The 24,487-nt window shown below is 68.5% G+C and carries 25 protein-coding genes; 8 read left to right on the forward strand and 17 right to left on the reverse strand.

What is annotated here, in order from left to right; translation table 11 throughout:
* Positions 1-18: 18 nt before the first annotated feature.
* A complete protein-coding gene (locus IEY88_RS06675) occupies positions 19-699 on the forward strand; it encodes an alpha/beta fold hydrolase (protein WP_189153745.1) in 681 nt (226 codons plus the stop codon).
* Here IEY88_RS06675 and map read toward each other — a convergent pair.
* The 6 genes from map to dxr all read right to left on the reverse strand — a co-directional run bounded on the left by map (position 686) and on the right by dxr (position 7,994).
* Positions 686-1,543 carry a type I methionyl aminopeptidase gene (map, locus tag IEY88_RS06680; protein ID WP_189153746.1) on the reverse strand — a complete coding sequence of 286 codons (858 nt, stop codon included), beginning with the start codon at positions 1,541-1,543 and terminating at the stop codon, positions 686-688. The two genes, IEY88_RS06675 and map, sit on opposite strands and share 14 nt — an antisense overlap.
* Positions 1,544-1,680: 137 nt before the next feature.
* Complete coding sequence (locus IEY88_RS06685) at positions 1,681-3,471, reverse strand: penicillin-binding transpeptidase domain-containing protein (RefSeq protein ID WP_189153747.1); 1,791 nt, start codon at positions 3,469-3,471, stop codon at positions 1,681-1,683.
* Positions 3,472-3,489: 18 nt separating this feature from the next.
* Positions 3,490-4,341, reverse strand: coding sequence for a GNAT family N-acetyltransferase (locus IEY88_RS06690; protein WP_189153748.1), 852 nt, complete (start codon positions 4,339-4,341; stop codon positions 3,490-3,492).
* Between the two features lie 120 nt (positions 4,342-4,461).
* The gene (ispG, locus tag IEY88_RS06695; RefSeq protein WP_189154492.1) at positions 4,462-5,592 is read right to left on the reverse strand and encodes a flavodoxin-dependent (E)-4-hydroxy-3-methylbut-2-enyl-diphosphate synthase; all 1,131 of its coding nucleotides are present in this window, start codon (positions 5,590-5,592) and stop codon (positions 4,462-4,464) included.
* Between the two features lie 52 nt (positions 5,593-5,644).
* Positions 5,645-6,856, reverse strand: coding sequence for a M50 family metallopeptidase (locus IEY88_RS06700; protein ID WP_229693150.1), 1,212 nt, complete (start codon positions 6,854-6,856; stop codon positions 5,645-5,647).
* 7 nt (positions 6,857-6,863) lie between these two features.
* A complete protein-coding gene (gene dxr / locus IEY88_RS06705) occupies positions 6,864-7,994 on the reverse strand; it encodes a 1-deoxy-D-xylulose-5-phosphate reductoisomerase (RefSeq protein WP_189153749.1) in 1,131 nt (376 codons plus the stop codon).
* 136 nt (positions 7,995-8,130) lie between these two features.
* Here dxr and IEY88_RS06710 point away from each other — a divergent pair, with 136 nt between their 5' ends.
* On the forward strand, positions 8,131-8,397 hold the full coding sequence (locus IEY88_RS06710; RefSeq protein ID WP_189153750.1) for a GlsB/YeaQ/YmgE family stress response membrane protein: 267 nt from the start codon (positions 8,131-8,133) through the stop codon (positions 8,395-8,397).
* 60 nt (positions 8,398-8,457) lie between these two features.
* On the opposite strand, the gene IEY88_RS06715 is transcribed toward IEY88_RS06710, so the two are convergent.
* From IEY88_RS06715 to IEY88_RS06730, 4 genes are all read right to left on the reverse strand, one after another.
* A complete protein-coding gene (locus tag IEY88_RS06715; protein ID WP_189153751.1) occupies positions 8,458-9,108 on the reverse strand; it encodes a response regulator in 651 nt (216 codons plus the stop codon).
* On the reverse strand, positions 9,105-10,706 hold the full coding sequence (locus IEY88_RS06720) for a sensor histidine kinase (protein ID WP_229693262.1): 1,602 nt from the start codon (positions 10,704-10,706) through the stop codon (positions 9,105-9,107). Before IEY88_RS06720 ends, IEY88_RS06715 begins: the two co-directional genes overlap by 4 nt.
* Before the next feature lie 74 nt (positions 10,707-10,780).
* Positions 10,781-11,590 (reverse strand): ABC transporter permease, encoded by an 810-nt coding sequence (locus IEY88_RS06725; RefSeq protein ID WP_189153753.1) that lies wholly within the window; start codon positions 11,588-11,590, stop codon positions 10,781-10,783.
* On the reverse strand, positions 11,587-12,426 hold the full coding sequence (locus IEY88_RS06730) for an ABC transporter permease (RefSeq protein ID WP_189153754.1): 840 nt from the start codon (positions 12,424-12,426) through the stop codon (positions 11,587-11,589). The genes IEY88_RS06725 and IEY88_RS06730 overlap by 4 nt, the downstream gene beginning before the upstream one ends.
* Positions 12,427-12,470: 44 nt before the next feature.
* On the opposite strand from IEY88_RS06730, the gene IEY88_RS06735 reads away from it, so the two are divergent.
* Both IEY88_RS06735 and IEY88_RS06740 read left to right on the forward strand, forming a co-directional pair.
* The gene (locus tag IEY88_RS06735) at positions 12,471-13,010 is read left to right on the forward strand and encodes a TetR/AcrR family transcriptional regulator (protein ID WP_189153755.1); all 540 of its coding nucleotides are present in this window, start codon (positions 12,471-12,473) and stop codon (positions 13,008-13,010) included.
* Positions 12,985-14,097 carry a cytochrome P450 gene (locus IEY88_RS06740; RefSeq protein ID WP_189153756.1) on the forward strand — a complete coding sequence of 371 codons (1,113 nt, stop codon included), beginning with the start codon at positions 12,985-12,987 and terminating at the stop codon, positions 14,095-14,097. The genes IEY88_RS06735 and IEY88_RS06740 overlap by 26 nt, the downstream gene beginning before the upstream one ends.
* Here the strand turns inward: IEY88_RS06740 and IEY88_RS06745 are convergent.
* Together IEY88_RS06745 and IEY88_RS06750 are read right to left on the reverse strand one after the other, a co-directional pair.
* Complete coding sequence (locus IEY88_RS06745) at positions 14,084-15,214, reverse strand: polyamine ABC transporter substrate-binding protein (protein WP_189153757.1); 1,131 nt, start codon at positions 15,212-15,214, stop codon at positions 14,084-14,086. The two genes, IEY88_RS06740 and IEY88_RS06745, sit on opposite strands and share 14 nt — an antisense overlap.
* Entirely contained in the window at positions 15,207-16,346 is a 1,140-nt protein-coding gene (locus IEY88_RS06750) for an ABC transporter ATP-binding protein (RefSeq protein WP_189153758.1), read from the reverse strand. The genes IEY88_RS06745 and IEY88_RS06750 overlap by 8 nt, the downstream gene beginning before the upstream one ends.
* Before the next feature lie 156 nt (positions 16,347-16,502).
* Here IEY88_RS06750 and IEY88_RS06755 point away from each other — a divergent pair, with 156 nt between their 5' ends.
* Entirely contained in the window at positions 16,503-16,760 is a 258-nt protein-coding gene (locus tag IEY88_RS06755) for a DUF2631 domain-containing protein (protein ID WP_189153759.1), read from the forward strand.
* On the opposite strand, the gene IEY88_RS06760 is transcribed toward IEY88_RS06755, so the two are convergent.
* Positions 16,757-17,656: an NADP-dependent oxidoreductase gene (locus tag IEY88_RS06760; RefSeq protein ID WP_189153760.1), complete on the reverse strand. Its 900-nt coding sequence runs from the start codon at positions 17,654-17,656 to the stop codon at positions 16,757-16,759. The genes IEY88_RS06755 and IEY88_RS06760 overlap by 4 nt on opposite strands.
* A gap of 103 nt (positions 17,657-17,759) precedes the next feature.
* Here IEY88_RS06760 and IEY88_RS06765 point away from each other — a divergent pair, with 103 nt between their 5' ends.
* Positions 17,760-18,122 carry a winged helix-turn-helix transcriptional regulator gene (locus IEY88_RS06765; RefSeq protein ID WP_189154494.1) on the forward strand — a complete coding sequence of 121 codons (363 nt, stop codon included), beginning with the start codon at positions 17,760-17,762 and terminating at the stop codon, positions 18,120-18,122.
* Here IEY88_RS06765 and IEY88_RS06770 read toward each other — a convergent pair.
* The gene (locus IEY88_RS06770; RefSeq protein WP_308425961.1) at positions 18,112-19,680 is read right to left on the reverse strand and encodes a serine/threonine-protein kinase; all 1,569 of its coding nucleotides are present in this window, start codon (positions 19,678-19,680) and stop codon (positions 18,112-18,114) included. The genes IEY88_RS06765 and IEY88_RS06770 overlap by 11 nt on opposite strands.
* A 142-nt stretch (positions 19,681-19,822) precedes the next feature.
* Here IEY88_RS06770 and IEY88_RS06775 point away from each other — a divergent pair, with 142 nt between their 5' ends.
* On the forward strand, positions 19,823-20,314 hold the full coding sequence (locus tag IEY88_RS06775; protein ID WP_189153762.1) for a beta-class carbonic anhydrase: 492 nt from the start codon (positions 19,823-19,825) through the stop codon (positions 20,312-20,314).
* On the opposite strand, the gene IEY88_RS06780 is transcribed toward IEY88_RS06775, so the two are convergent.
* Together IEY88_RS06780 and rlmN are read right to left on the reverse strand one after the other, a co-directional pair.
* Positions 20,311-20,946: a hypothetical protein gene (locus IEY88_RS06780; protein ID WP_189153763.1), complete on the reverse strand. Its 636-nt coding sequence runs from the start codon at positions 20,944-20,946 to the stop codon at positions 20,311-20,313. The two genes, IEY88_RS06775 and IEY88_RS06780, sit on opposite strands and share 4 nt — an antisense overlap.
* 44 nt (positions 20,947-20,990) lie before the next feature.
* Entirely contained in the window at positions 20,991-22,097 is a 1,107-nt protein-coding gene (rlmN, locus tag IEY88_RS06785; protein WP_189153764.1) for a dual-specificity RNA methyltransferase RlmN, read from the reverse strand.
* A gap of 77 nt (positions 22,098-22,174) precedes the next feature.
* On the opposite strand from rlmN, the gene IEY88_RS06790 reads away from it, so the two are divergent.
* Positions 22,175-22,678, forward strand: coding sequence for a PadR family transcriptional regulator (locus IEY88_RS06790; RefSeq protein WP_189153765.1), 504 nt, complete (start codon positions 22,175-22,177; stop codon positions 22,676-22,678).
* Position 22,679: 1 nt separating this feature from the next.
* On the opposite strand, the gene IEY88_RS06795 is transcribed toward IEY88_RS06790, so the two are convergent.
* Complete coding sequence (locus tag IEY88_RS06795) at positions 22,680-23,657, reverse strand: aldo/keto reductase (RefSeq protein ID WP_229693151.1); 978 nt, start codon at positions 23,655-23,657, stop codon at positions 22,680-22,682.
* Positions 23,658-24,487: the final 830 nt, after the last annotated feature.

The raw sequence follows: 24,487 nt of genomic DNA on the forward strand, positions 1-24,487 counted from the left end.
GCTGCCATCATCACCCCCATGGTCTCCGTCGTGCTCATGCACAGCCCGTTCCTCGGCCCGTCGAGCATGCGACCGCTCGCCGACGAACTGGCCTCCGACGGGGTGGCCGTCCTGCTGGTCGACCTGCGGATGACGATCCACGAGGCCCCGGTGCACCAGCGCCTGATCGGCGCGTTCGCCGACGCCCTGGAGGACGCCGGCGTCACCGGACCGCTCGTGCTGGTCGGCCACAGCGGCGCGGGCCCGTTGCTGCCGGCCTTCGCCGACGCCCTCGAACTCGACGTGGCCGGCCTGGTGTTCCTCGACTCCGACCTGCCGACCCCGGGCAGGGCGTGGCGCGAGACCGTCGATCCCGCCCTGGTGAGCCAGGTCAAGGCCTCGGTGCGGGACGGCAAGCTCCCGCGCTGGGACCGCTGGTTCGACTCGGACCCGCTGCGGCTCGTGCCGGCGGGGCTGCGCGAGGAGATGCGCGACGAGGCACCCGAGGTGCCGTGGGAGTTCCTGAAGGAGCAGCGCCCGAGCGTCGAGTGGTCCGGGGCGTGCGGGTACGTGCTGCTGTCCCCGGTCTACGAGGACGCGGCTCTGAAGGCGGAAGAGCTGGGCTGGCCGGTCGAGCGCGTCGAGTCGCACCACCTGGCGGCCGCGACGTCGCCCTCGTCGGTCGCGGCCGCGCTCAAGTCCGTCCTCAACAGACTGTGAGGATCTCCGCACCCGTCTCGGTCACGACGATCGTGTGCTCGAACTGAGCGGTCCAGCTCTTGTCCTTCGTGGTGACGGTCCAGCCGTCGTCCCACATCTCGCCCTCGTAGTCCCCGAGCGTGATCATCGGCTCGATCGTGAACGTCATGCCGGGCTCCAGCACCGTCTTCACCGACGGCTCGTCGTAGTGCAGGACCACGAGGCCGCTGTGGAACGTGCGGCCGATGCCGTGGCCGGTGAAGTCGCGCACGACGCCGTAGCCGAACCGGTTCGCGTACGCCTCGATGACGCGGCCGACGACGTTGAGCTCGCGGCCTGGCTTCACGGCCTTGATGGAGCGCATCGTGGCCTCGTACGTGCGCTCGACGAGGAGCTTGGCCTCCTCGGAGACGTTGCCCGCGAGGAAGGTCGCGTTCGTGTCGCCGTGCACGCCGCCGATGAACGCCGTCACGTCGATGTTCACGATGTCGCCGTCCTCGACGACGGTGCTGTCCGGGATGCCGTGGCAGATCACCTCGTTGAGCGAGGTGCAGCACGACTTCGGGAAGCCGCGGTAGCCCAGCGTCGACGGGTACGCGCCGTTGTCGCACAGGAACTCGTGCGCCACGGCGTCGATCTCGTCCGTCGTCACGCCGGGCACGACGACCTTGCCCGCCTCCTGCAGCGCCTGGGCGGCGAGGCGGCCGGCGATCCGCATGGCCTCGATGATCTCCGGCGTCTGCACCCACGGGTCGGTCCCGCGCGTCGGCGCGGGCTTGTCGACGTACTCGGGACGCACGATGCGCGAGGGCACCTGACGCCGCGGAGATTGCACACCGGGTTGCAGCGCAGCACGAACAGCCATGCTCCCCAGATTAGCCGCCCACGCGCGAGCCACCCGGAACCTGGTCCTCGGCCCGCGGCTGCGGCACCGGGGAGCGGGCAACAGGATGCCCGCCCGGATCAGGCGTTCACGCGTCGTCAGTTCTCTGGTCTTGCTCATCACGGCACCGCCTTGAGGAACCTCGCCGCCACCTCCACGGCCGGAGTCGAAGTTTCTCCGCTGAGCACCAGCGTCGCGAACGCCAGATCGCCGCGGTACCCCATGAACCACCCGTGTGAGTGCACGCCGTCACCGAACTGTGCGGTGCCAGTCTTGCCCCTCACGTCTCCGTACGGCTTGAGTTGCGGTGCAGTGCCGGACTCGACGACCTCGCGCATCATCGCGCGCACCGGCTCGAGCGAGGCCGCGGGCGGCGCGGCAGGATGTTTGTCCGCTTTGGTCTCCTTGCCGCGCACCAGCTGCGGCACCGGCATCGAGCCCTTCGCGATGGACGCCGAGACGAGCGCCATGCCGAACGGCGACGCCAGCACCTTGCCCTGGCCGAACGCGTCCTCGGCCCGTTCCACGACGTCGGTCGCGGGCGGGACGGACCCGGTGATCGTGGTGAGCCCCGCGACGTCGAAGTCGACGCCGAGGCCCAGCGACAGCGCGGCGTCCGGCAGCAGGTTCGCCGGCATGTCGACCGCGAGCTGCGCGAACGTCGTGTTGCAGGAGAACGCGAACGCCGAGTGCAGCGGGATCGTGCCCTTGTCGAACTCGTTGGAGTTCGGCACGATCCGCCGGCCGTCGATGGTGGTCTTGCCGGGGCACGGCAGCGGGGTGTCGGCGGTGACCTTGCCGGACTGGATCGCGGCCAGCGCCGACACGGCCTTCATCGTGGAACCCGGCGGGAAGCGGCCGGTCAGCGCCAGTGCGCCCTGGGCGTCGGCCGGGTCGTTCTGCGCGACGGCGAGGATGTCGCCGGTCGACGGCTGGATGGCCACGAGGATCGTGGGCTGCGTCAAAGGCTCCACGGCGTCCTCGGCGGCGGCCTGGATCACCCGTGACAGCGCGGTGTTCACGGCCTTGGCGGGCTCGGGTGCCTTCGAGTGCAGCTCCTCGACCTCGGTGCCCTGCGCGTCGACCGTGCTGACGCGGAAGCCCGCGTTGCCGGCGATGTCGTTCTCCATGAGCTTGCGCACGGCGGGCAGCACCTGGGTGCCGAAGTTGCGGCTCGGCGCCAGCAGCGACGTCTGCGAGCTGAACCGCACGCCGGGCAGCTCGTAGATCTTCGGCTTCACGGACTGGTAGTCCGCGTCCCGCAGCGCCGCCACCTGGTAGGCCTGGCCCTCCGGGGTCTTGCCCACGCCGTCGGTGATCGTCTGCTGGGTGATGGCCTTGTCGAGCGGGCCCAGCGCGTCCGCGAGGGCCTTGCTGACGGCTCCGACGTCACCGGCCTCCTTCGCGACGAGCAGGACCGACACGACGCGTTCGGGGGCGAGCAACGGCGTGCCGTCGCGGTCGAGCACCGGCGCCGGGTCCGGGGTGAGCTCGGTGAGCTTGACGGACTGCTGCGGCGTGAGCTTCGGGTGCGCCACCGACGGCGCCCAGTGCACCTTCCACGTGTCGCCTTCCTGGCGCACGTCGAACTTCGTCGGGTACGTCCAGTGGCGGTTCTTGCCGAGGTTCCAGTCGAACGTGACGGACGCCTCGGACGCCAGCTCGCCGTTCTTGCGGATCTGGTCGACCTTGGTGCTCAGGCCCTCCGGCTTGAGCGCTCCCCGGAACTTCTCCAGGGTCTCCTTGGCGTCGTTCGGGTTGTCGGTCATCCCGGCGGCACCCTGCACGTCACCGGACGCGAGCTTCGCCAGGAAGTCGTTGGTGATCTCCGGCGGCCCGGGCTCCGACTCGAACAGCCCACAGCCGCTCACCGTCACCAGCACTACCGTGATCGTTGCGAGAAGGCGCACTCGCGCGAGTATGCCCGTTCAGAAGAGCACGGTGGCGTATTGCCCGACTTGTTCGAATCCGATTCGGCGGTACGCGGCCTGCGCCACGGCGTTGTAGCCGTTGACGTAAAGGCTGGCCGTGCGGTTGAGCACCCTGGTCAGCCGGTCGGCGACCGCCGCCGTGCCGGCCGTGCCGATGCCCTCGCCGCGCCGGTCCGGGCGGACCCAGACGCCCTGGATCTGGCCGACCTTGCTCGACATCGCGCCGATCTCGGCCTTGAAGACGACCTCGCCGTGCTCGAACCTCGCGAACGCCCTGCCTGCGGCGATCAGCTCGGACACCCGCGCCCGGTAGCCCGCGCCGCCGTCCTCGGCGCACGGGTCGATGCCGACCTCCTCGATGAACATCGAGATGGCGGCGGGGAGGTAGCGGCCCAGCTCACTCGGGCGGACCTGGCGCACCATCGGGTCCGGGGTGATCTTCGGCGCCGTCGAGAGGGCCATCAGCGGCTGGTCACCGCGCACCTCGCGGGCGGGACCCCAGTCGGGCTGGAGCTCGTCCCACAGCGTCAGGACCTGCTCGGCGGGGCCCACGAGACTGGAACACATCCGGCCCCGGCGGCGGGCCCGGTCGGCGAACATCCGCATGGCCGCCGCGCCGCCCTTGAGCGGGATGAGGTTGGGGCCGGAGAAGCACAGACCCTCGACCTTGCCCCTGATCGGCTTGGAGTCGGAGCCCCACATCTCGCCGCCCAGGCGCCACGGGTCAAGGCCCGCCACTTCGACCCGTGCGGCGACCATGCACGCGGCCACGGGGTCGTCGTCGAAGACCCCGCGCACGTCGATCAGGTCGCGCTCGTCGAGAACGCGCGCTCCGGCAAGCCTCAGCACGTCACCTAGCGTGCCAGATGAACGGTCGATGTTGCATCAGCCAACAGTGCTCTGTGCCTGCACACACGGCGAAGGCCCCGTCTCACTTCGCAAGACGAGGCCTTCGACCAGTGCGTTGTGCTAGCCGACGGTGACGGCCGGGGACTCGCCCTCGACCGGTTCCATCTCCTCGGCGAGGCGCATGGCCTCCTCGATGAGGGTCTCCACGATCGCGTGCTCGGGCACGGTCTTGATGACCTTGCCCTTGACGAAGATCTGGCCCTTGCCGTTGCCGGACGCGACACCCAGGTCGGCCTCGCGGGCCTCGCCGGGACCGTTCACGACGCAGCCCATGACGGCGACGCGCAGTGGCACCTCCATGCCCTCCAGACCCGCCGTGACCTGCTCGGCGAGCGTGTACACGTCGACCTGGGCGCGGCCGCACGACGGGCAGGAGACGATCTCCAGCTTGCGCGGGCGCAGGTTCAGCGACTGGAGGATCTGGTGGCCGACCTTGATCTCCTCGACCGGCGGGGCGGAGAGCGACACCCGGATGGTGTCGCCGATGCCCTGGCGCAGCAGCGCGCCGAACGCGACGGCCGACTTGATGGTGCCCTGGAAGGCGGGGCCGGCCTCCGTGACGCCCAGGTGCAGCGGGTAGTCGCACTGCTCGGCCAGCAGTTCGTACGCCCGCACCATGACGACGGGGTCGTTGTGCTTGACGGAGATCTTGATGTCGTGGAAGTCGTGCTCCGCGAAGAGCGAGGCCTCCCACATCGCCGACTCGGCCAGCGCCTCGGGCGTGGCCTTGCCGTACTTGGCGAGCAGGCGGGGGTCGAGCGAACCGGCGTTGACGCCGATCCGGATCGGGGTGCCGTGGTCGCGCGCGGCGGCCGCGATCTCCTTCACCTGGTCGTCGAACTTGCGGATGTTGCCGGGGTTCACCCGGACCGCGGCACAACCAGCCTCGATGGCGGCGAAGACGTACTTCGGCTGGAAGTGGATGTCGGCGATCACGGGGATCTGGGACTTCCTGGCGATCGCCGGCAGCGCGTCCGCGTCGTCCTGCGAGGGGCAGGCGACCCGGACGATGTCGCAGCCGGCCGCGGTGAGCTCCGCGATCTGCTGCAACGTCGCGTTGACGTCCGACGTGAGAGTCGTCGTCATCGACTGGACGGAGACGGGGAACTCGCTGCCGACACCGACGTTGCCGACCATCAGCTGCCTGGTCTTGCGTCGTTCGGACAGCACCGGCGGCGGCAGTGCCGGCATTCCGAGCATCACGCCGTCACTCATGGGTTGTGCACCTTTCCGTGGATCACTCTTATTGCAACCTGATCGGGTTGACGATGTCGGCGGTCACGGTCAGCAGCGTGATGGCGCCGCCGATGAAGATGACCACGTAGGTGAGCGGCAACAGGCGCATGTAGTTGACCGGGGCGCCGGCGGGCTTCCCGCGCAGCTTCCTCACCCAGTCTCGCACCCGTTCGTAGAGGTTGACGGCGATGTGACCACCGTCAAGCGGCAGCAGGGGCAGGAGGTTGAACACACCGACGAAGAAGTTCAGGCCTGCGAGCATAAGGATGAAGAACGCCCACAGGCCGCGCTCGGCGGCGTCACCACCCAGTCGTGAAGCACCGACCACCGAGATGGGCGTGTCCAGGTCGCGCTCACCGCCACCGATGGCCTTGACCACGGCCGGGATGCGCTCCGGGAAGCGCATGAGGCCCTTCCAGGTGTTCACGAACATGTCGCCGGTGAACGCGATGGAGGCCGGGACCGCCGCGAGCGGGCTGTACTCGAAGTTCTGCTGCCAGGTGACGCCGATGGCGCCGACGTCCTTGACCTCGCGGCCACCCTTGCCGTCGAGCACCTCGCGGGAGACCTGCGGCACGTTCACCGTGAGAGCGAGCTCCTTGCCGTCGCGCAGGACCTTGAACTCGGTCGGGCCGCTGAGCGCGCGGGTGATCTCGAGCATCTCGGACCACGTCTTGATCGGCTTGCCGCCGATGGACGTGACCTCGTCGCCGGGCTGCAGGCCCGCGTCCTTGGCCGGGGCCGGGGCGCCGGGCTGGCACGGCGCGGTGAGGCCGACGGTGTGGTCCTGCACGCAGGGCGTGATCTCGGCGAGGACCGGCAGGTCCTTGTTGTTCGGCAGGCCGAGCGACATCGCGAGGAACAGCAGGATGAGGAAGCCGAGGATGAAGTGCGTGATCGAGCCGGCGGACAGCACGACGACCCGCTTCCACACCCTCTGGTTGTAGAAGGCGCGCTTGCGGTCGTCCGGGTGCACGTCCTCCAGCGCCGTCATGCCGGTGATCTCGCAGAAACCGCCGGCCGGGATCGCCTTCAGGCCGTACTCGGTCTCGCCCTTGCGGAACGAGAAGAGCTTCGGGCCGAAACCGATGAAGTACCGGGTGACCTTCATGCCGTAGAACTTCGCCGTCAGCAGGTGCCCGAACTCGTGCAACGCGATCGAGACCGCGATGCCGAACGCGAACAACAGCACCCCGAGGATGTTGATGAATGTGTTCACGGAAAGTTCAGTTCCTTCCAACCAGCTCGCGGGCACGTGCGCGTGCCCAGTCCTCGGCGGCCAGGACCTCCGCGACGTCCGCGGGGTCGTGATGCCAATCTTTTGCCTCGCCGAGAACCTGGCCGATGGTGTCCACGATCGACAGGAACGACGTGTGGCCGGCGACGAAGGAGGCGAGTGCCTCCTCGTTCGCGGCGTTGTAGATGGCAGGAAGGCAACCGCCAGCGGTGCCGGCCTGCCGCGCGAGCTCGACCGCCGGGAACGTGACGCTGTCCAGCGGTTCGAACGTCCACGAGGTGGCGGTGTCAAAGGTACAGGCGGCGGCCGCACCCGCGACGCGCTCGGGCCAGCCCAGCCCCAGTGAGATGGGCAGCCGCATGTCCGGGGGCGACGCCTGCGCGAGCGTCGAGCCGTCGGTGAAGGTGACCATCGAGTGAATGATGGACTGAGGGTGCACCACGACGTCCACGCGGTCGTAGGGGACCCCGAACAGCAGGTGCGCCTCGATCAGCTCCAGGCCCTTGTTGACGAGGTTCGCCGAGTTGATGGTGACGACCTGCCCCATCGACCACGTCGGGTGCGCCATGGCCTGCTGCACGGTGACCGATTCGAGCTCTTTGCGGCTTTTCCCCCGAAAAGGCCCGCCGGACGCCGTCAGAACGAGTTTGTGCACCTCGTTCTCGGTGCCACCGCGAAGGCACTGCGCGAGCGCCGAGTGCTCGGAGTCGACCGGCACGATCTGGTCGGGCTTCGCCGCCTTCAGCACGAGCGGCCCGCCCGCGATGAGCGACTCCTTGTTCGCGAGCGCGAGCGTCGCCCCGGTCTCGAGCGCCTTGAGCGACGGCTCCAGCCCCCTGGACCCGTCCATGCCGTTGAGGACGACGTCCGCCGGACACGCCTCGATCAGGTCGACCATGCTGGTCAGCGTCCTGACACCGGGCACGTCGGCGCCGTTGGCCACCGCGACCGTCTTCACGTCGAACTCTGCGGCCTGCTGCGCGAGCAGGTCCAGCTGACGGCCACCCGCGCCGAGCCCGACGACCTGGAAGCGGTCGCGGTTGCGCCGGATGACGTCGAGCGCCTGGGTGCCGACCGAGCCGGTCGACCCCAGGATCAGGACAGTGCGTGGAGTACTCATCGCCCCTCATTGTTCCGGAGAGTGCCTGAGAGCCTCGGCACAGCCCGTTACTTTGATAACGGAGTGGTTTTGGAGGTGTGAAGTCGCTGGATCGTGGGCATTCCATCGTCGTCAAGTCGTTGGAAGGAGACTCTCGGTGGGCATCCTCGGATGGATCGTGCTCGGCCTCCTGGCCGGAGCCATCGCCAAGGCGATCATGCCGGGCAAAGACCCGGGCGGAATCATCATCACGATGCTGATCGGCATCGTTGGCGCGATCCTGGGCGGATTCATCGGATCTGCCGTCTTCGGGACCGACCTCGGCACGTTCTTCGATCTGCGGACGTGGCTGCTGGCCATCGTCGGATCGTTGATCCTGCTGGGCATCTACCGGCTGGTAACGGGTAGGCGGACGCACGCTTAGCCCTACATGACGTTTGAGGCCGTTCGGGTGACCCCGGACGGCCTCTCGTCTTTTCCGGAGTCAGTTCGCGATGCCCGCGTCCCGCGCCAGCAACGCCGCCTGCACCCGGTTCGTCAGCCCCAGCTTCGCCAGCAACCGCGACACGTACGTCTTCACCGTCGCCTCGGACATGTGCAGCTTCGCCCCGACATCGGCGTTCGACATGCCCTGCCCGAGCAGCGCGAGCACCTCGACCTCGCGGTCGGTCAGCCCCTCGACGGCCTTCTGCGCCTCCTGCCGCTTCGGCTGCCCGGAGGTCGCCACCATCCCCACGACGCGTGACGTGACCATCGGTGACAGGTAGGCCTCACCGTTGTGCACCGCACGCACGGCCCGTAGCAACTCCTCGGGCGCTGAGTCCTTCAGCAGGAACCCGGCCGCACCGTCCGACAGCGCGCGCACGATGTTGTCGTCTTCACCGAACGTGGTCAGCATCACGACGCGTACGGACGGAGCGACCACGCGCAGTTCACGAGCGCATGCGAGGCCGTCCATGCGCGGCATGCGGATGTCGAGCACGGCCACGTCCACCCGGCGCTCGCGGACGATCTGGACCGCCTCGCGGCCGTCGCCGGCCTCCGCCACGAGCTCGATGTCGTCGGCGGTGCCGAGGATGGCCTTGATGCCCGCACGCATCAGCGGCTCGTCGTCGGCGATGAGCACCCGGATCATTGACCTGTCCTCTGCACGTGGATCTTCTTCTCGACCAGCTTGCCGTCTCGGAAGCAGAAACGCACCACTCGGGTGCCCTTCGCGAGGTACGACTGCTCGTCGGTGATGTGGTAGACGCAGCGCGCGCCCGGCGGTTCGGGGGCGGCCTGGGACTTGCGTTCACCGTCGGCGACCAGGGGTTCGTCGCCCTCCGGGAGCATCCGGAGCACGTCGGCCTCGGACTGGCCCTCCTGGATCCGGTCGAGGTTCTCCTGGGAGACGACCTCGGTCACCGGCTGCGCGCCGAGGTAGGTGAAGCCGCCGATGATGATCGTCAGGACCACGGACGCGCCCGCGATGGAGCCGACGCCCGCCCATTTGCGGATGCCGCGCGGCGATTCGGTCTCGTCCTGCTCGTCCTCCGGCTCGTCCGGGAGTGGTGTCTCCTCGTACGGCAGCACGGCGGCGATGCGGAAGCCGCCGGACGGTAGGCCGCCCACGTGCAGGATGCCTCCGGCCACGCGCACGCGCTCCGTGAGGCCGATGAGGCCCACGCCCGGTGCGCCACCAGCAGAACCGTTGCGTGACGGGTTGTTGCGCACCTCTACGACGAGGGCGTCCGGTTCGTACTTCACCGTCACCTGCACGGCGGCGCCTGGCGAGTGCTTCGCGGCGTTGGTCAGACCCTCTTGTGCGACGCGATAGGCCGCGTGAGAGACACGGGACGGCAACGGGTGCGCTTGCCCGCCGCGCACCAGACTGACCAGAACACCTGCCTTGCGCGCGTCACTCACCAACGAGTCGATGGACTCCGCGGTCCGTGTCGCGGGGTCGTCGTCGGGACCGTCCTCGGCGCGCAGAACACCGATGATCGCCCGTAGCTCCCCCATGCCGGTCAACGCCGCCGAACGCAGCACCCCGATCGCCTCACGCTGCTTGTCCCCCAGCGACGGGTCCAGGGCGAGGGCACCGGCGTGCACGGAGATCAGCGAGAGCCGGTGGCCGAGGCTGTCGTGCATGTCCTGGGCGATGCGGCTGCGTTCGCGCAACCGGACCTGCCGCGACAGCAACTTGTGCTCGCCGCGCATGCGCGCTTCGCGGTCCTGCATGGCCTGGATCAGCGCCTCGCGTTGCGCGAGGTAGCGCCCGACGAGGAACGGCAGCGCCACGCCCACGCCGAAGATCGTGACCAGGATCAGCATCCCGTAGACGGGCTCGATTTCCAGGGGGCGCTGGTCCCAGTCCCACACCAGCACCACGACGACGAACGTGACCATGGTGGCCGCGACCGCCCTGACCCACGACTCGAGCCGGCGGCCTGCCGTGTAGCTCAGCACGACCATCATCGCGGGTCCGACGAACGGGATCGCCGCGCCGCAGATCATGGCCGTCGCCGGCAGCAGGTGCCGCACCGGGAGCAGCACGACGTAGACGGCGGCGATCCCGACGAGCGTCCAGCCCGACGCCTTCGTCTCGGCCCACGGTCCCGGCCACACGTCCAGCAGGACCACGGCGAGCATCACGATCAGGTCGCCGACGAGCCGCACGACGGTCAGCGCCCGGAACCGGGCCAGGACGTCGGCGCGGAACGCCTCGGCCCTGGTCCGCACAGCAGTCATCACGCTTTCAAGCTACGAGACGTCCCATGCCCGCGCGGCACGCTGGAGTATCGAATTCCCGCGACGAAAGTTGACTAGAGCGCCAGCTTCGCGGCTGATCCGGACCGGCGAGCCCGCCACGAGGCGATGCCCACACCGATGATCAGCAGCAGCGCCGTCGCCGCCACCATCAACGTCGACAGCGCCACGATCTCCGGCGAGATCCCGCGCTTCGAGGCCTGCGCGTAGACGAACACCGGCAGCGTCGTCGATCCCACCCCGGTCAGGTACGACGAGATCACCACGTCGTCGAACGACAGCAGGAACGCGAACGCCGCACCGGCCGCCACCGCAGGCGCCACCAACGGCAGCGTTACGGTCCGGAACGCGACGAACGGCGACGCCCCGAGGTCGGCCGCGGCCTCCTCCAGCCGGACGTCCATTCCGGACACCCGCGACCTCACCACGACGACCACGAAGCTCAGCGAGAACGCCACGTGCGCGAACAGCAAGGCACCGAACCCCAGCGGCACCCCGGCGAGCTTCACGAAGAACCCCAGCATCGCCACACCCATGACGACCTCGGGCACCACCAAGGGCAGCGACAGCAACACCGTCCAGAGCCCACGACCGGGAAACGCCCGCCTCAGCCCGAAAGCCGCCAACGTCCCGATGACCGTCGAGATCACGGCCGACGCCAACGCCAGCTGCAACGTCAGCTGCAGAGAAGCGAACACGCGCGTGTCGTCGGCAAGCTCCGCGTACCACTGCAGCGAAAACCCGCTGATCCGCGACAACGACCGTGACGAGTTGAACGACGCGATGGCGAGCCACGCGATCGGTGCGTACAAGAACAGGAAGACCAGGCACACGACGGCGCCGAGCACCCACGGACGACGGTTCACAGCACGTCCTCCCCACGCCGTCCGCGCACCACGAGCAGGAACACCACCAGCACGAGCAACAACACCGCCATCGCCGAACCCAGCGGCCAGTTGTTGCCCCCGCGGAACTGGTCGTCGATCACCGACCCGAACGTCGACTGCTCCACCCCGCCGAGCAGCCTCGGCGTCACGAAGTCGCCCGCCGCGGGCACCAGCACCAGCAGCGACCCGGCCAGCACGCCGCTCATGACCCCCGGCAGCACCACGCGGAAGAACGTCGACACCCGCCCGTGCCCGAGGTCGTACGACGCCTCTACCAACCGCACGTCGAACCGCTCGCACGCCACGTACAGCGGCAGCACCATGAACGGCAGGAACCCGTACGTCAGGCCGAGCACGACAGCGCCGTCACTGAGCAGGAACCCGCCGTCGCGATCCAGCCCGACCCATCCGAGCACGGTGTTCACCAGGCCCTCGCCGTCCAGCAGCGCCTTCCACGCGTAGATCCGCGCGAGGTAGCTCGACCAGAACGGGATCAGCACGGCCGCGAGCAGCGCCGTCCGGTAGCGCCCGCCGTACCGCGCGATGAACCACGCCAGCGGGAACCCGAGCAGCAGGCACGCGGCGGTCGTGGCGCCCGCGTAGAGCAGGGTTCGCCCGAAGATCGGCAGGAACGCCGGGTCCAGCGCCGTCCGGTACGCCTGGACCGTCCACGGCAGCACGGCGCGGGCGATACCCGTGTGACGCGTCGCGAAGGAGAACTCGACGACCACGACGAGGGGTGCGATCAGGAAGAACCCCAGCCAGAGGCCGGTCGGGGCGAGGAGGGCGTTGGCCTTCAGCCAGCGTCGGAGCACGAGAGCACATCCTAGGTCGTGAACATCCGTGTACCGTTGTGAACATGAGTGTTCACCTGCTGCAGACGGCGACGTCCGTGCTGCTCAAGGACCCGACCGCGTCGCTGGGCGACGTCGCGAAGGCGGCCGGTGTCGGCAGGACCACACTCCACAAGCGCTTCCCGACCCGGACGGACCTGGTCCGCGCCGTCGCGAACGACGCGCTCGACCTGATCGACTCCGTAGCGTGCGAGGTGGACTTCGACAGCGACGACGCGCTCGAGGACCTGATGACGCGCCTGGTCGCGCTCGGCCCGCGGGTGGAGTTCCTGCTCCGCTTCCCCGGCCTGGAGCGCGACGCGGAACTGCGGGCCCGCATCGAGGCGATGGACCAGCCCGTGCTCGACCTGATCACCCGGCTGCAGGGCACCAGGCTGCGCCGCGACCTGCCCGCGTGGTGGATCCTGCACACCCTCTACGCCGGGCTCTTCAACGCCTGGGAAGCGATCAGCTACGGCCGTCTCGCGCCGTTGGACGCTCCCCGGTTCGTGCTCACCACGGTGTTCGAGGGGGTAGCAAGTGCTGGAGCAACTGACCGGACATGAAGACCCGCATCCGATCTACGAACGGCTACGCGCGCACGGCCCGCTGACGCGCGACAACGGCATGTGGCTGACGACGAGCCACCCGCTGGCCAACAAGATCCTGCGCGACCGCCGGTTCGGCGTCAGGTACACCGACGGCACCTATCCGGGCAACGCCGGCCTGCTGCCCGAGTCGTTCCTGGAGACGGACCCGCCGGACCACACCAGGCTGCGCCGGATCGCCACGCCGGCGTTCAGCCCGAAGAAGATCGACGAGTACCGCACGCGCGTCGAGAAGGTCGCGGACTCGTTGCTGGACAAGGACGAGTTCGACCTGATCACGGACTTCGCGGCGCCGTTGCCGATCTCGGTGATCAGCGACCTGCTCGGCATCCCGGACGCCGACACCGCCGAGTTCGCGGACTACGGCGCGCTCGTCGCGGCCTCGTTCGACACCGGCGTCACCGCAGAGATGGCCAACGCCAACGACAAGGTGCTCGCGCTGTTCGACCGGCTCATCGCGCAACGCCGCAAGACGCCCGGTGACGACGTGATCAGCTCGCTGGTCGCCGCCGAGGCGGAGCAGAAGCTGACCGCGCAGGAGATGCTCGGCACGCTGGTGTTGCTGCTGGTCGCGGGCTTCGAGACCACGGTGAACCTGATCGGCAACGGCATCCGCGCGCTGCTCGACCACCCGTCGCAGTGGACGCTCTTCAAGGCCAACCAGGAACTGGCGCCCGCGGTCGTGGAGGAGACGCTGCGATGGGCACCGCCGGTGCAGCTGACCAGCCGGATCGCGCACGAGGAGGTCGACGGGATCGGCCGGAACGAGATGGTGACGCTGCTGCTCGCCGCCGCGAACCGCGACCCCGAGGTGTACCCGGAGGCGCACAGGTTCGACGTGCTGCGCGTGCACAAGCCGGAGCACCTCGCGTTCTCCAGCGGCATCCACTACTGCCTGGGCGCGACGCTCGCGCGGATGGAGGGCGCCGTGGCGTTCCGCGCGCTGGCCCGCCGGATGCCCGAGCTGAGGCAGACGGGCCCGATCGAGTTCCGCGACTCGGTGGTGATCCGGGGGATGAGGTCGTTCCCCGTCAGCCGGTCTTGACCTTCGTCCAGGCGTCCGCGTACAGCGCTTCGGCGTCGCCGCCGAGGTCCTTGGTGAACGGGAGCTTCGCCAGCTGGTCGTCCGGCGGGTAGACCACCGGGTCGTTCAGCAGCTCCTTGTCGATCAACGGCTTCGCGGCGGCGTTGGGGCTGCCGTACCGGACGGCGTTCGACAGCGCCGCACCCGCTTCCGCGCCGAGAACGTAGTCGATGAACCGGTGTGCGTTCGCGGCGTGCGGCGCGTCCTTCGGGATGACGAGCAGGTCCACGTAGGACAGTCCGCCCTCCACCGGGATGGCGTACCCGATGTCGTCGTTGGTCTCGCGCGCCTGGAACGCGTCACCGGAGTACGACTGCGCGAGCCGCACCTGGCCGGACGTCAGCGGTTCGATCACGTCCGAGGTGATCTGGCCGAGCTTCTTCTTCAGCGACAGCAGGAAGTTCGCGGCGTCGTCGATCTGCTCCGGGTCGGTGGTGTTCGGGTCGTGGCCGAGCTTCAGCAGCCCGATCGCCATGCCGTCGCGCGCCTCGTCGAGGATCGAGCTGCGGCCCTGGGCGGCCGGCAGGTCGAAGGCGTCGAACCCGGTGACGTCGCCGCCGATCTGCGACTTCGAGTACGCCAGACCCGTTGTGCCCCAAGCCCACGGCACCGAGAACCGGTTGCCGGGGTCGTACTCGGCCTCGGCGAACCGCGGCTCCAGGTTGCGCAGGTTCGGGATCGCGTCGTGGTCCAGCGGTTGCAGCAGGCCGGAACGCAGGAATCTCCGCAGGAAGTTGTCCGACGGCACCACGAGGTCGTAGCCGGCCTGACCGGACGCGATCTTGGCTTCCATCTCGTCGTTGGTCGAGAAGTTGTCGTACGTGACCTCGATGCCGCTGACGGACGTGAAGCCCGGCAACGTCTCCGGCGCGATGTAGTCGGTCCAGTTGTAGAAGTTGAGCTTGGGCTCGTCGGTCAGGTTCGCCGCTTTGCCGGCGCTCGGGCCACCGGAGTTCTCGGGCGCCGGGCCGACCGCGCACGCGGCGAGCGCGAAGAACGCCATCGAGCCCAGCATCGTGCGCCGGGTCACCCGCGGGCTGTCGACGTCCCACAGCCGGGCGATCCGGACCTCACCCATCCGAGGACTCCAGCAGCACGGTGAACTCCGGGTCCCAGGCCATTCGCACGGACTGGCCGGGCGCGCCCGCGTCGTCGATGCGCTGGGCGTTCTGCACGAACGCCGTGAGCACACCACCTGGCGTCTCGACCACGAACTGCGTGGACACGCCCGTGTAGACGACGTCCTGCACCACCCCGGTCAGCACGCACCACCCCGTCGGCGGCTCGGCGGAGGTGTTGAACAGGTGCACCTTCTCCGGCCGCACGGTCGCGGCGACCTTGCGGCCGTGGCTGACGCCGCCGGAGAACCTCGCGCGCAGGTTCGTGGCACCGGGGGCCGTCAGCGAGACCAACCCACCGTCCACACCGGACACCTCGGCGTCGAGGATGTTCGACGTGCCGATGAACCCGGCGACGAACCGGGTCGCGGGCCGTTCGTAGACGTCCTCGGGGTAGCCGACCTGCTCGATCCTGCCCGCGTTCATCACCGCGATGCGGTGCGAGAGGACCAGCGCCTCCTCCTGGTCGTGCGTGACGTAGAGGAACGTCGTGCCGACCTCGCGCTGGATCCGCATCAGCTCGATCTGCAGTTCCTTGCGGAGCTTGGCGTCGAGCGCGCCGAGCGGTTCGTCGAGCAGGAGGAGGCGCGGTCCGGCGGCGAGCGCACGGGCGATGGCGACGCGTTGCTGCTGACCGCCGGAAAGCTGCGTGGGCCTGCGTTTCGCGAACTGCGACAACCGCACCAGCTCGAGGTGCTCGCCGACGCGCTTCTTCAGCTCGTCGCCGCGGATCTTCTGGCGCTTGAGCCCGTACGCGACGTTGTCCCACACCGACATGTGCGGGAACAGCGCGTACGACTGGAAGACGGTGTTGACGTCCCGCCGGTACGGAGGGACGCCCACCATGTCGTTGCCGTCGAGCTCGATGCGGCCCTCGTCGGGGTCGGCGAACCCGGCGATCATGCGCAGGACCGTGGTCTTGCCGCAGCCGGACGGGCCGAGCACCGAGAAGAACTCGCCCTCGTGGACGTCGAGCGAGACGCCGTCGACCGCCACCTGGTCGGAGAAGCGCTTGCGCACACCGTGGAGACCGATCTCGACGGGGGCGAACGTGTCCGGGGCGGAGGCCTCGGCGGGAGAGAAGCCGGTCAAGTCGAGGCGCCTTCACAGGATCGGACGGGTGTGGCCGCGTCGAGCGTAGACCGGCACGACCTCGCCGGTAAGCCGTGCGCGCGCGACCTCACACATCCGTGCTCACTCACATGTGCGACGATGGCCTCGTAATCCGGATGAGCAGTGGAGGAAACCGTGGCTACGTCCTCGGAACTGGACAAGCGTCCTGCCGTCGACCCTCACGAGGAGCCGTCGCACGAGTGGGGCTGGCACGGCCAGCTGCCCAAGGGCACGCGCATCGCCGGCTGGCTCTCCGCGATCTTCTGCTTCCTGATGCTGATCGGCAACCACCACGGGCAGACCGAGAACATCTGGCTCGTGCTCTCCGGTGTCACGATCATCGCGCTGCTCTTGTGGGACGCCGCGCGCCGCAAGAAGCCCTGGCGCCGCTAGAGCGTTTCGAGCACGATCTTGCCCTGGGTGCGACCCTTCTCGCCCAGGGCATGCGCTTGTCCTGCGTCCTCCAGCGGGAAGGTCGCGCCGACGTGCACCCTGAGCTCGCCCGACTCGACCAGCGCCGCGATCGCCTCCAGGCCCGCGCGGTCGGGTTCGACCAGGATCGGGCTGGTCCTGATGTCGTCGCGCGTCGGCCTGTCCACTCCGGACGGCACGCCGACGAACAGCCCGCCGGGCCGCACCGAGGCCGGTGACGAGCCGCCGACCAGGTCGACGAACACGTCGACGTCGGTCCCGTCGTAGTCACCCTTCGTGTAGTCGATCACCTCGTCAGCGCCCAGGTCCTTCAGGAACGCGTGCTTGGGCTCGCGCGCAGTGCCGATGACGTACGCGCCGTGAGCCTTCGCGATCTGCACCGCGAGGTGGCCGACACCGCCCGCCGCAGCCGTGATCAGCACCTTCTGCCCCTTCTGCACGTCCGCAGTGTCGATCAGGACCTGGTGGGCCGTGAGCGCGGCCAGCGGCAGTGCGGCCGCTTCGACGTGGGTCAGGCTCTTCGGCTTTTTCGCGAAGTGGCGGGACGGCGCCGTGACGTACTCGGCGTAGGCGCTCGCGGCGCGCGGGAACCACGGCATGCCGTAGACCTCGTCGCCCGGCTTGAGGGTCGTGACGCCGAAGCCGACCTCCTCGACCACGCCGGAGACGTCCCAGCCGTTGATGAACGGGAAGGTCTGCATCCCGGCCATGCCGCCGCCGGCGCGGGTCTTCCAGTCGACGGGGTTGACGCCGGCCGCGTGCACCCTGACCAGGACTTCCGTCGGGACGGGCGTGGGCTTGGGGACGTCGGTGAGGGTGAGGGGGCCGCCGAACTCGTTCTGGATGATCGCTCGCATGCGTACAAGCATGAGAGAGCAGGTCTCTGTTCGCAATCAGGCACTATCTTGTGCACTAGGTACCTGATAGAAACTATCTGTGATCAGGGACGTTTACCTCAAGATGTGCCCGTGCCGCGACCTGCTGGACATGGTCGCGTCCAAGTGGACGGCTTTGGCGATCGGCGCGCTCGAGGACGGACCCATGCGGTTCGGTGAGCTCAAGCGCCGGTTGGAGGGCGTCAGCCAGAAGATGCTCACACAGACGTTGCGCACGTTGGAACGCGATGGGCTTGTCACGCGCACGGTCTACCCCTCGGTGCCGTTGCGCGTCGAGTACGAGCTGACCGAACTCGGGCGCAGCGTCACGGGACCGTTGGCCGCGCTGCGCGTGTGGGCGCAGACGAACTACGAGTCCGTGGCCGAGGCCCGCGAGACGTTCGACAACGCCGAGCCGGTCGGGCTGGAACCCGCGATCAGCCGGTGACGACCCAGCCGTACGACCACTCCGTGCGCTGGCCCTCGCACTTCGGGTCGAGCGAGTCGAAGTGGGCGTTCTCGAAGATGCAGCGGTAGAGCTGCATGGCCGGGACGTCGGCGGGCTTGTCGTTGAAGACGTAACCGAGGTCCCAGAGCTTGTCCTGCCCCTCGCAGTCGGGCCACGGCGACGTCATGTGGTCACCGGAGCCCTTCACGCGGCACGCGACCAGCATCTTGGTGCCCGGCTCCTCCTTCGCGAGCATCCTGCCGAGGCCTCCGGTCTGCTCGGCGGTGAAGCCCGCGGGCGGACCCTTGCCCGGCACACCGCTGTAGTGGAACGGCGTGCCCTGCTTGACGTACCGGGTGATCGCGAGCGTCTGCCGCGGCGGCTTCGGCTGCGTCGTCTGTTGTGGGGGCGGGGCCTGGCTCTGGGACTTCGTCGTGCTCGACGGCGCCGAGCTGGACGAAACCTGACTGCTGCTCGGAGCAGCCGAACTGCTGCTCGTCGCCGCGCTCGACGACGGGGTCGCGGTGGTCGTCGTCGTCGCGCCGAGGTTCTGCTGGGCGACCGCAACCCCTTGCCGCGCATCGGGTTTCAGGATGAACACCGCGGCGAGCGCGATCACCACGAGCACCGCGGCGGCACCGGCGAGCACACCGATCTTCTTGCGGGACTTGGGTTTGTCGTCGTTCCAGTCGTCGCGCGTGTGGGTCTGTGGCGTGACGTAGCCGGTGACCGGTTCGATGACGACGGTCTGCTCGGACGGCGTGAGCGGTTTGACCACCGTGGTGGCGCCGCTGAGCCGTTCCCTCAGCTGGGCCGTCGTGAGCCGGCGGGTGTCGTCCTGGGTCAGCAACGCCATGATCGTGTCGGCGAGCGGGCCTCTGGTCCGCCGCAGGACCGGCTCCTCGTACATGATCGCGTGCATGGTGGCCGCGGTCGTGTCGCGCTGGAACGGAGAACGGCCTTCGACGGCGTGGAACATGGTGGCGCCCAACGCCCACAGGTCGCTCGCCGGTGAGGGTTGCTTGCCCGCAAACAGTTCTGGAGCCATGTACCCGGGCGAGCCCATGATGCCGCCGGTCGCCGTCAGCCCCGGATCGTCCATCGCGCGGGCGATGCCGAAGTCGGCGAGCTTCACGCGTCCGTCGGGCAGCACCATGATGTTGCTGGGCTTGACGTCCCGATGCACGATTCCCGCCGCGTGCGCCGCTTCCAGCGCGTTGAGCGTCTGCAGGCCGATGTCCGCGACCTCGTCCTCGGTCAGGGTCCTGCGGGTCATGACCTCGGAGAGCGTGGGCGCCTCGACGAGTTCCATGACGAGGTACGTCGCACCGTGCTCGACGATGACGTCGTAGATGCCGACGACGTTCGGGCTGTTCAGGCGGCCTGCCGTACGCGCTTCCCGCAGCACCCGCTCGGTCTCGGTGGTCCGCAGCTCCTTGAGCGCGACCTGCCGCCCGATGACCCTGTCCTCGGCGAGCCAGACGACCCCCATGCCGCCCCGGCCCAGTTCTCTGAGCATCGCGTATCTGCCCGCGACCAGCCTTGTCTCATCCCCCACGACGCCGCATGGTAGCCGCACGGTCGTGTCGGTCCCCGCTAGTGTCTGAGTAGGGGCCTTTCTCACCTGTCGGGCGCTGTTGCAGGTATGCGCATACGACAGTTTGCTCATCTGTACATCCCAGGTGAGAGGACCTCGCATCATGTCGGTCACGGACGAGCTGCTCGCCAACAACGCCGCGTACGCCGCCCAGTTCTCGGGCCCGCTCCCCCTGCCCCCGGCCAAGCACGTGGCCGTCGTGGCGTGCATGGACGCCCGCATCGACGTGTACCGCGTGCTGGGCCTTCAGGAGGGCGAAGCGCACGTCATCCGCAACGCCGGCGGCGTCGTGACCGACGACGAGATCCGTTCGCTCGCCATCAGCCAGCGCCTGCTCGGCACGCGCGAGATCATCCTCATCCACCACACCGACTGCGGCATGCTGACGTTCACCGACGACGAGTTCAAGCGCTCGATCCAGGACGAGACCGGCGTGAAGCCCTCCTGGTCGGCCGAGGCGTTCGGCGACCTGGAAGAGGACGTGCGCCAGTCGATCGGCCGCATCACAGGCAACCCGTTCGTGCCGGTGAAAGACTCGGTGCGGGGCTTCGTGTTCGACGTGGCGACCGGCGTGCTGACCGAGGTGAGGCCCTAGCGCGAGGCCCGCACGCGATGCTCGTCGCAGTAGACCACGTGCAGCCAGTTCCAATGGCGGTCTTTGGCGGTGACCTCGGCACAACAGTGCGTTCCGGGCGCCTCGTGCATGTGCTGAGGACAGTCCTCGACCAACTGCCGGAACGCCTCCCCGCCCGCCTGGAACGAGGGCCTGTCACCCACGACGAACACCGTGCCCTCCACGATCTCGCCGCGCGGCAGCTCCTGCTTCCAGCGAGGCACCGGCCGTTCGGGCGGCATCCCTTGGCACACAACGGTGTGTGGTCGCGCCTGCCGGAGCTTGGCTCGCACGTCCTTCCACTTCGACAGCCGGAACTGAAGGCTGTGGTGCAGGAGCACCAGGTCCAGCGCAGGTCCGTCGTTGCTCCGGCACTCGCAGTCGCTCTGCCGCAACGGCAGGTACACCAGCGTGCGCGGCGACCGCATCGCGAACGCCCAGGCCATGCTGATGCTGAGCGCCGACTCCTTGTCCACGCACACCTCGACGCCCATGTACCCCTCGTACAGCGGCGCGTGCTTCAACGGCTGGGCAGGCTGCACCACGCGGTACTCGTCCTTGCCCAGCCTCACCGTGCTGACGAGCGTGCGCCAGCGTTCCCCCTCGAGTTTCATCGAGAGGGAACGGTAGAAGCCCCGCGGCTTCTCAGCGACTGATTTCAGCCCTCAGCGGCGAGCTGACCACAGGCGGCCGCGATCTCCTGCCCACGCGTGTCCCGCACGGTGCACTCCACACCCTGCTCCCGGACCCGCCGCACGAACTCCCGCTCCACCGGCTTCGGCGACGCGTCCCACTTGCTGCCCGGCGTCGGGTTCAACGGGATCAGGTTCACGTGCACCAACTGCCCGAGGTGCTTGCGCAGCTTCTTGCCCAGCAGATCGGCACGCCAGCCCTGGTCGTTGATGTCGCGGATCAACGCGTACTCGATCGACACCCGCCGCCCGGTCTTGTCCGCGTACCCGCGCGCCGCCTCCAGCACCTCGGCGACGTTCCACTTCGTGTTCACCGGCACCAGCGTGTCGCGCAGCTCGTCGTCCGGCGTGTGCAGCGACACCGCGAGGCGGACCTGCAGGTTCTCCTCGGTCAGCTTCTTGATCGCGGGCACCAGGCCGACCGTCGACACCGTCACGTGGCGCTGCGAGATGCCCAGCCCGTCCGGCGCCGGGTCGCAGATGCGGTGCACGGCCTCGAGGATGCGCTTGTAGTTCGCGAGCGGCTCGCCCATGCCCATGAAGACGATGTTCGACAGGCGGCCGGGACCGCCGGGCAGGTCGCCGTCACGCATGGCGGCGGCGCCGAGGCGCACCTGGTCCACGATCTCCGCGGTCGACAGGTTGCGCTGCAGGCCGCCCTGGCCGGTCGCGCAGAACGGGCAGGCCATGCCGCAGCCGGCCTGCGACGAGATGCACAGCGTCGCCCGGTCCGGGTAGCGCATGAGGACGGACTCGATGAGCGTGCCGTCGTGCGCGCGGAGCAGCGTCTTCGCCGTGGTGCCCTCGTCGGCCGTGACCTTGCGCACGACCGTGAACAACGGCGGCATCAGGTCGGCGACGAGCTTGTCACGCGCGTCCGCCGGGATGTCGGTCATCTCGGCCGGGTCGACGGTCAGGCGGCTGAAGTAGTGGTTCGACAGCTGCTTGGCCCGGAACGGCTTCTCACCAAGGGCCGCAACGGCTTCCGCGCGTTGGGCGGGCGAGAGGTCGACCAGGTGGCGCGGCGGCAGGCCGCGCTTGGGCGCGTCGAAGACAAGGGGAAGCGAGGTCATAGCACATCCAGTGTCCCACGAACTTCACCAACACAAGACCGCTGCATCGCGATAGCTTCCGATATATCGTTATCGACATGATGATGAAACCACACCACAGAGAGCACCACCACAGGCATCGCCGCGGTCCCTTCGGGGGCGGCGGCAGGGGCGGCCGCCAGAGGCGCGGCAACGTCCGGGCGGCGGTTCTGTCCTTGCTGGCAGAACGGCCGATGCACGGCTACGAGATCATCCAGGAGATCGCCAGGCGCACCGGCGGCGTGTGGAGCCCGAGCCCCGGCTCGGTCTACCCGACGCTGCAGATGCTCGCCGACGAAGGCCTCGTCTCCGCGGCGGAAGAGGGCGGCAAGAAGCTGTTCAACCTGACCGAGCACGGCAGGACGGAGCACCCGGCCCCGCCCTGGCGCGACATCGAGTTCCGACTCGACCCGGTCGACGGCGAACTGCGCTCGGCGGCCCGCCTGCTCGGCGCCGCGATGGAGCAGATCTCCCACGCGGGCACACCCGAGCAGAAGACCCGCACCGTCGAGCTCTACAACGAACTGCGGCGCAAGCTCTACGCCATCCTCGCCGAGGAGTGACCTACCACCGGTCGTGCACGTGCGGCCGGACCAACTCGTCGTACACCTCGGCGACGGCCTTGCCGTCCACCGGTCCGAGCTCCGCGGCCCGCGCGTTCGAACGCGCCTGCTCGACGTTGCGAGCACCGGGAATCACCACCGTCACGCCGGACTGGTCCACGATCCACCGGAGCGCGAACTGCGCCATCGTGGCCCCCTCCGGCACCAGCGGCCGGAGCCGTTCGACAGCCTCCAGGCCCACCTCGTAAGGCACCCCGGAAAAGGTCTCGCCAACGTCGAAGGCCTCACCGTTGCGGTTGTAGTTGCGGTGATCATCGGCGCCGAAAGTCGTTGCCCTGTCGTACTTCCCGGTCAACAGCCCGGAAGCGAGCGGCACCCGCGCGATGATCGCGACCCCGGCCTCGGCAGCCCGGGGCAGCACCTCTTCGAGGGGCTTGAGCCGGAACGCGTTCAGGATGATCTGCACGCTGGCCACGTGCGGACGCCTGATGGCCTCCAGCGCCTCCTCGACCTTCTCCACCGAAACGCCATAAGCAGCAATCCGTTGCTGCTCAACCATTTCATCCAAGGTGTCATACACCTCGTCACGACTGTAAACCGCAGTGGGCGGACAGTGCAGCTGCACGAGGTCCAACGTGTCGACACCGAGATTGCGGCGGCTCCGGTCGTTCCACGCGAGGAAGTTCTCCCGGCTGTACCCCTCCGCGACCTGAGCCGGCAGCCGCCGCCCCATCTTCGTGGCGACAAAGATCCCGTCGTCCTTGCGCTCCTTCAGGAACCGCCCGACCAACGTCTCACTACGGCCATCGCCGTACACGTCAGCGGTGTCGAAGAAGTCGACCCCCGTGTCGGCCGCGGCGTGCAGCAACGCGAGCGCGTCGCTCTCGTCCACCTCGCCCCAGTCGGCGCCGAGCTGCCAGCAACCCAGCCCGACGACGCCGACCTGGCGGTTCAACCTGCCTGCGTTTCGCTTCTCCACGAACCGAAGCCTAGTCGGCGGATCAGTCGCCGACCGCTTGTGTCGCAATAGCCATGAGCTCACGACGGAACGCACACGACAAGTCCGAGATCTGACTCGACGCATCAACGTCATCCGCGATCGGGATTATCTCCGACTGGGTGAAAATCTCCCAGGCAGGGAGCGGAGCGATTCCCTCGCGCAGACTCGGCGAACTCGCGCCATACTCCTCCGCCGCCGGAAGCGGCCGCAGTTGTGCGAGAGAATCGGAGACGTTCCAGCGACCACGCAGTACGTGTGAATGCTTTCGCCTGGCGGGGGAAGACCTGCCGGTACTCCACCCTCTCGGTGGTGCTCACGACCTCAGCCGGCGAACCGACCACCCGCAGGTCGTCACCAGGTTCGAGTTCCAATGGCTTCGCGCCAGGGCGTTGAGACCGTCCTCCCAGAACGGATGACCTCCAGCGGAGGTCGAGACGTCCGCCGGCGTGCCCTCGACACTGTCCGTGTCCACGGTGATCTCTACAAGTTCCTTAACGCCCTCACCGTGGATCAGGTCGCCACGATCCCCTCGCCGACCTGGACGTCCTGGATCAGCTTGGTCGAATCGTCTGACATCAACACCGGTGCATTAGCGCCGGAACTGTTGCGACGCGCACAGCCGGCAACCGGCCGGGTCGCTGAAGATCGGGACCGTCGCCGCAGCTAACCCGAGGCAAGGGTTGTTTCGGGCAGTGGACGTAGTAGCTTCCTTCGCCACCTGAGTCGGAGAGGCCCCAGGTTTGCAGACATCGACTCCACCCGCGTCGCCCCCGCTCAGTGTGGTGTCGTGTCCCGAGACGTTGGTAGCG

It is taken from the genome of Lentzea pudingi (genome assembly GCF_014646255.1).
Taxonomy (GTDB): Bacteria; Actinomycetota; Actinomycetes; order Mycobacteriales; family Pseudonocardiaceae; genus Lentzea; species Lentzea pudingi.

Coding starts and splice junctions, on each gene's coding strand:
- IEY88_RS06760 (WP_189153760.1), bottom strand. CDS start 17,656: ATGCGAGCGATCATCCAGAACGAGTTCGGCGGCCCCCTCACCCTCACC.
- IEY88_RS06715 (WP_189153751.1), bottom strand. CDS start 9,108: ATGATCCGGGTGCTCATCGCCGACGACGAGCCGCTGATGCGTGCGGGC.
- IEY88_RS06735 (WP_189153755.1), top strand. CDS start 12,471: ATGAGTGTTCACCTGCTGCAGACGGCGACGTCCGTGCTGCTCAAGGAC.
- IEY88_RS06790 (WP_189153765.1), top strand. CDS start 22,175: ATGATGATGAAACCACACCACAGAGAGCACCACCACAGGCATCGCCGC.
- IEY88_RS06765 (WP_189154494.1), top strand. CDS start 17,760: ATGTGCCCGTGCCGCGACCTGCTGGACATGGTCGCGTCCAAGTGGACG.
- ispG (WP_189154492.1), bottom strand. CDS start 5,592: ATGCCGGCACTGCCGCCGCCGGTGCTGTCCGAACGACGCAAGACCAGG.
- IEY88_RS06780 (WP_189153763.1), bottom strand. CDS start 20,946: ATGAAACTCGAGGGGGAACGCTGGCGCACGCTCGTCAGCACGGTGAGG.
- IEY88_RS06745 (WP_189153757.1), bottom strand. CDS start 15,214: ATGGGTGAGGTCCGGATCGCCCGGCTGTGGGACGTCGACAGCCCGCGG.
- rlmN (WP_189153764.1), bottom strand. CDS start 22,097: ATGACCTCGCTTCCCCTTGTCTTCGACGCGCCCAAGCGCGGCCTGCCG.
- dxr (WP_189153749.1), bottom strand. CDS start 7,994: ATGAGTACTCCACGCACTGTCCTGATCCTGGGGTCGACCGGCTCGGTC.
- map (WP_189153746.1), bottom strand. CDS start 1,543: ATGGCTGTTCGTGCTGCGCTGCAACCCGGTGTGCAATCTCCGCGGCGT.
- IEY88_RS06775 (WP_189153762.1), top strand. CDS start 19,823: ATGTCGGTCACGGACGAGCTGCTCGCCAACAACGCCGCGTACGCCGCC.
- IEY88_RS06720 (WP_229693262.1), bottom strand. CDS start 10,706: ATGACTGCTGTGCGGACCAGGGCCGAGGCGTTCCGCGCCGACGTCCTG.
- IEY88_RS06675 (WP_189153745.1), top strand. CDS start 19: ATGGTCTCCGTCGTGCTCATGCACAGCCCGTTCCTCGGCCCGTCGAGC.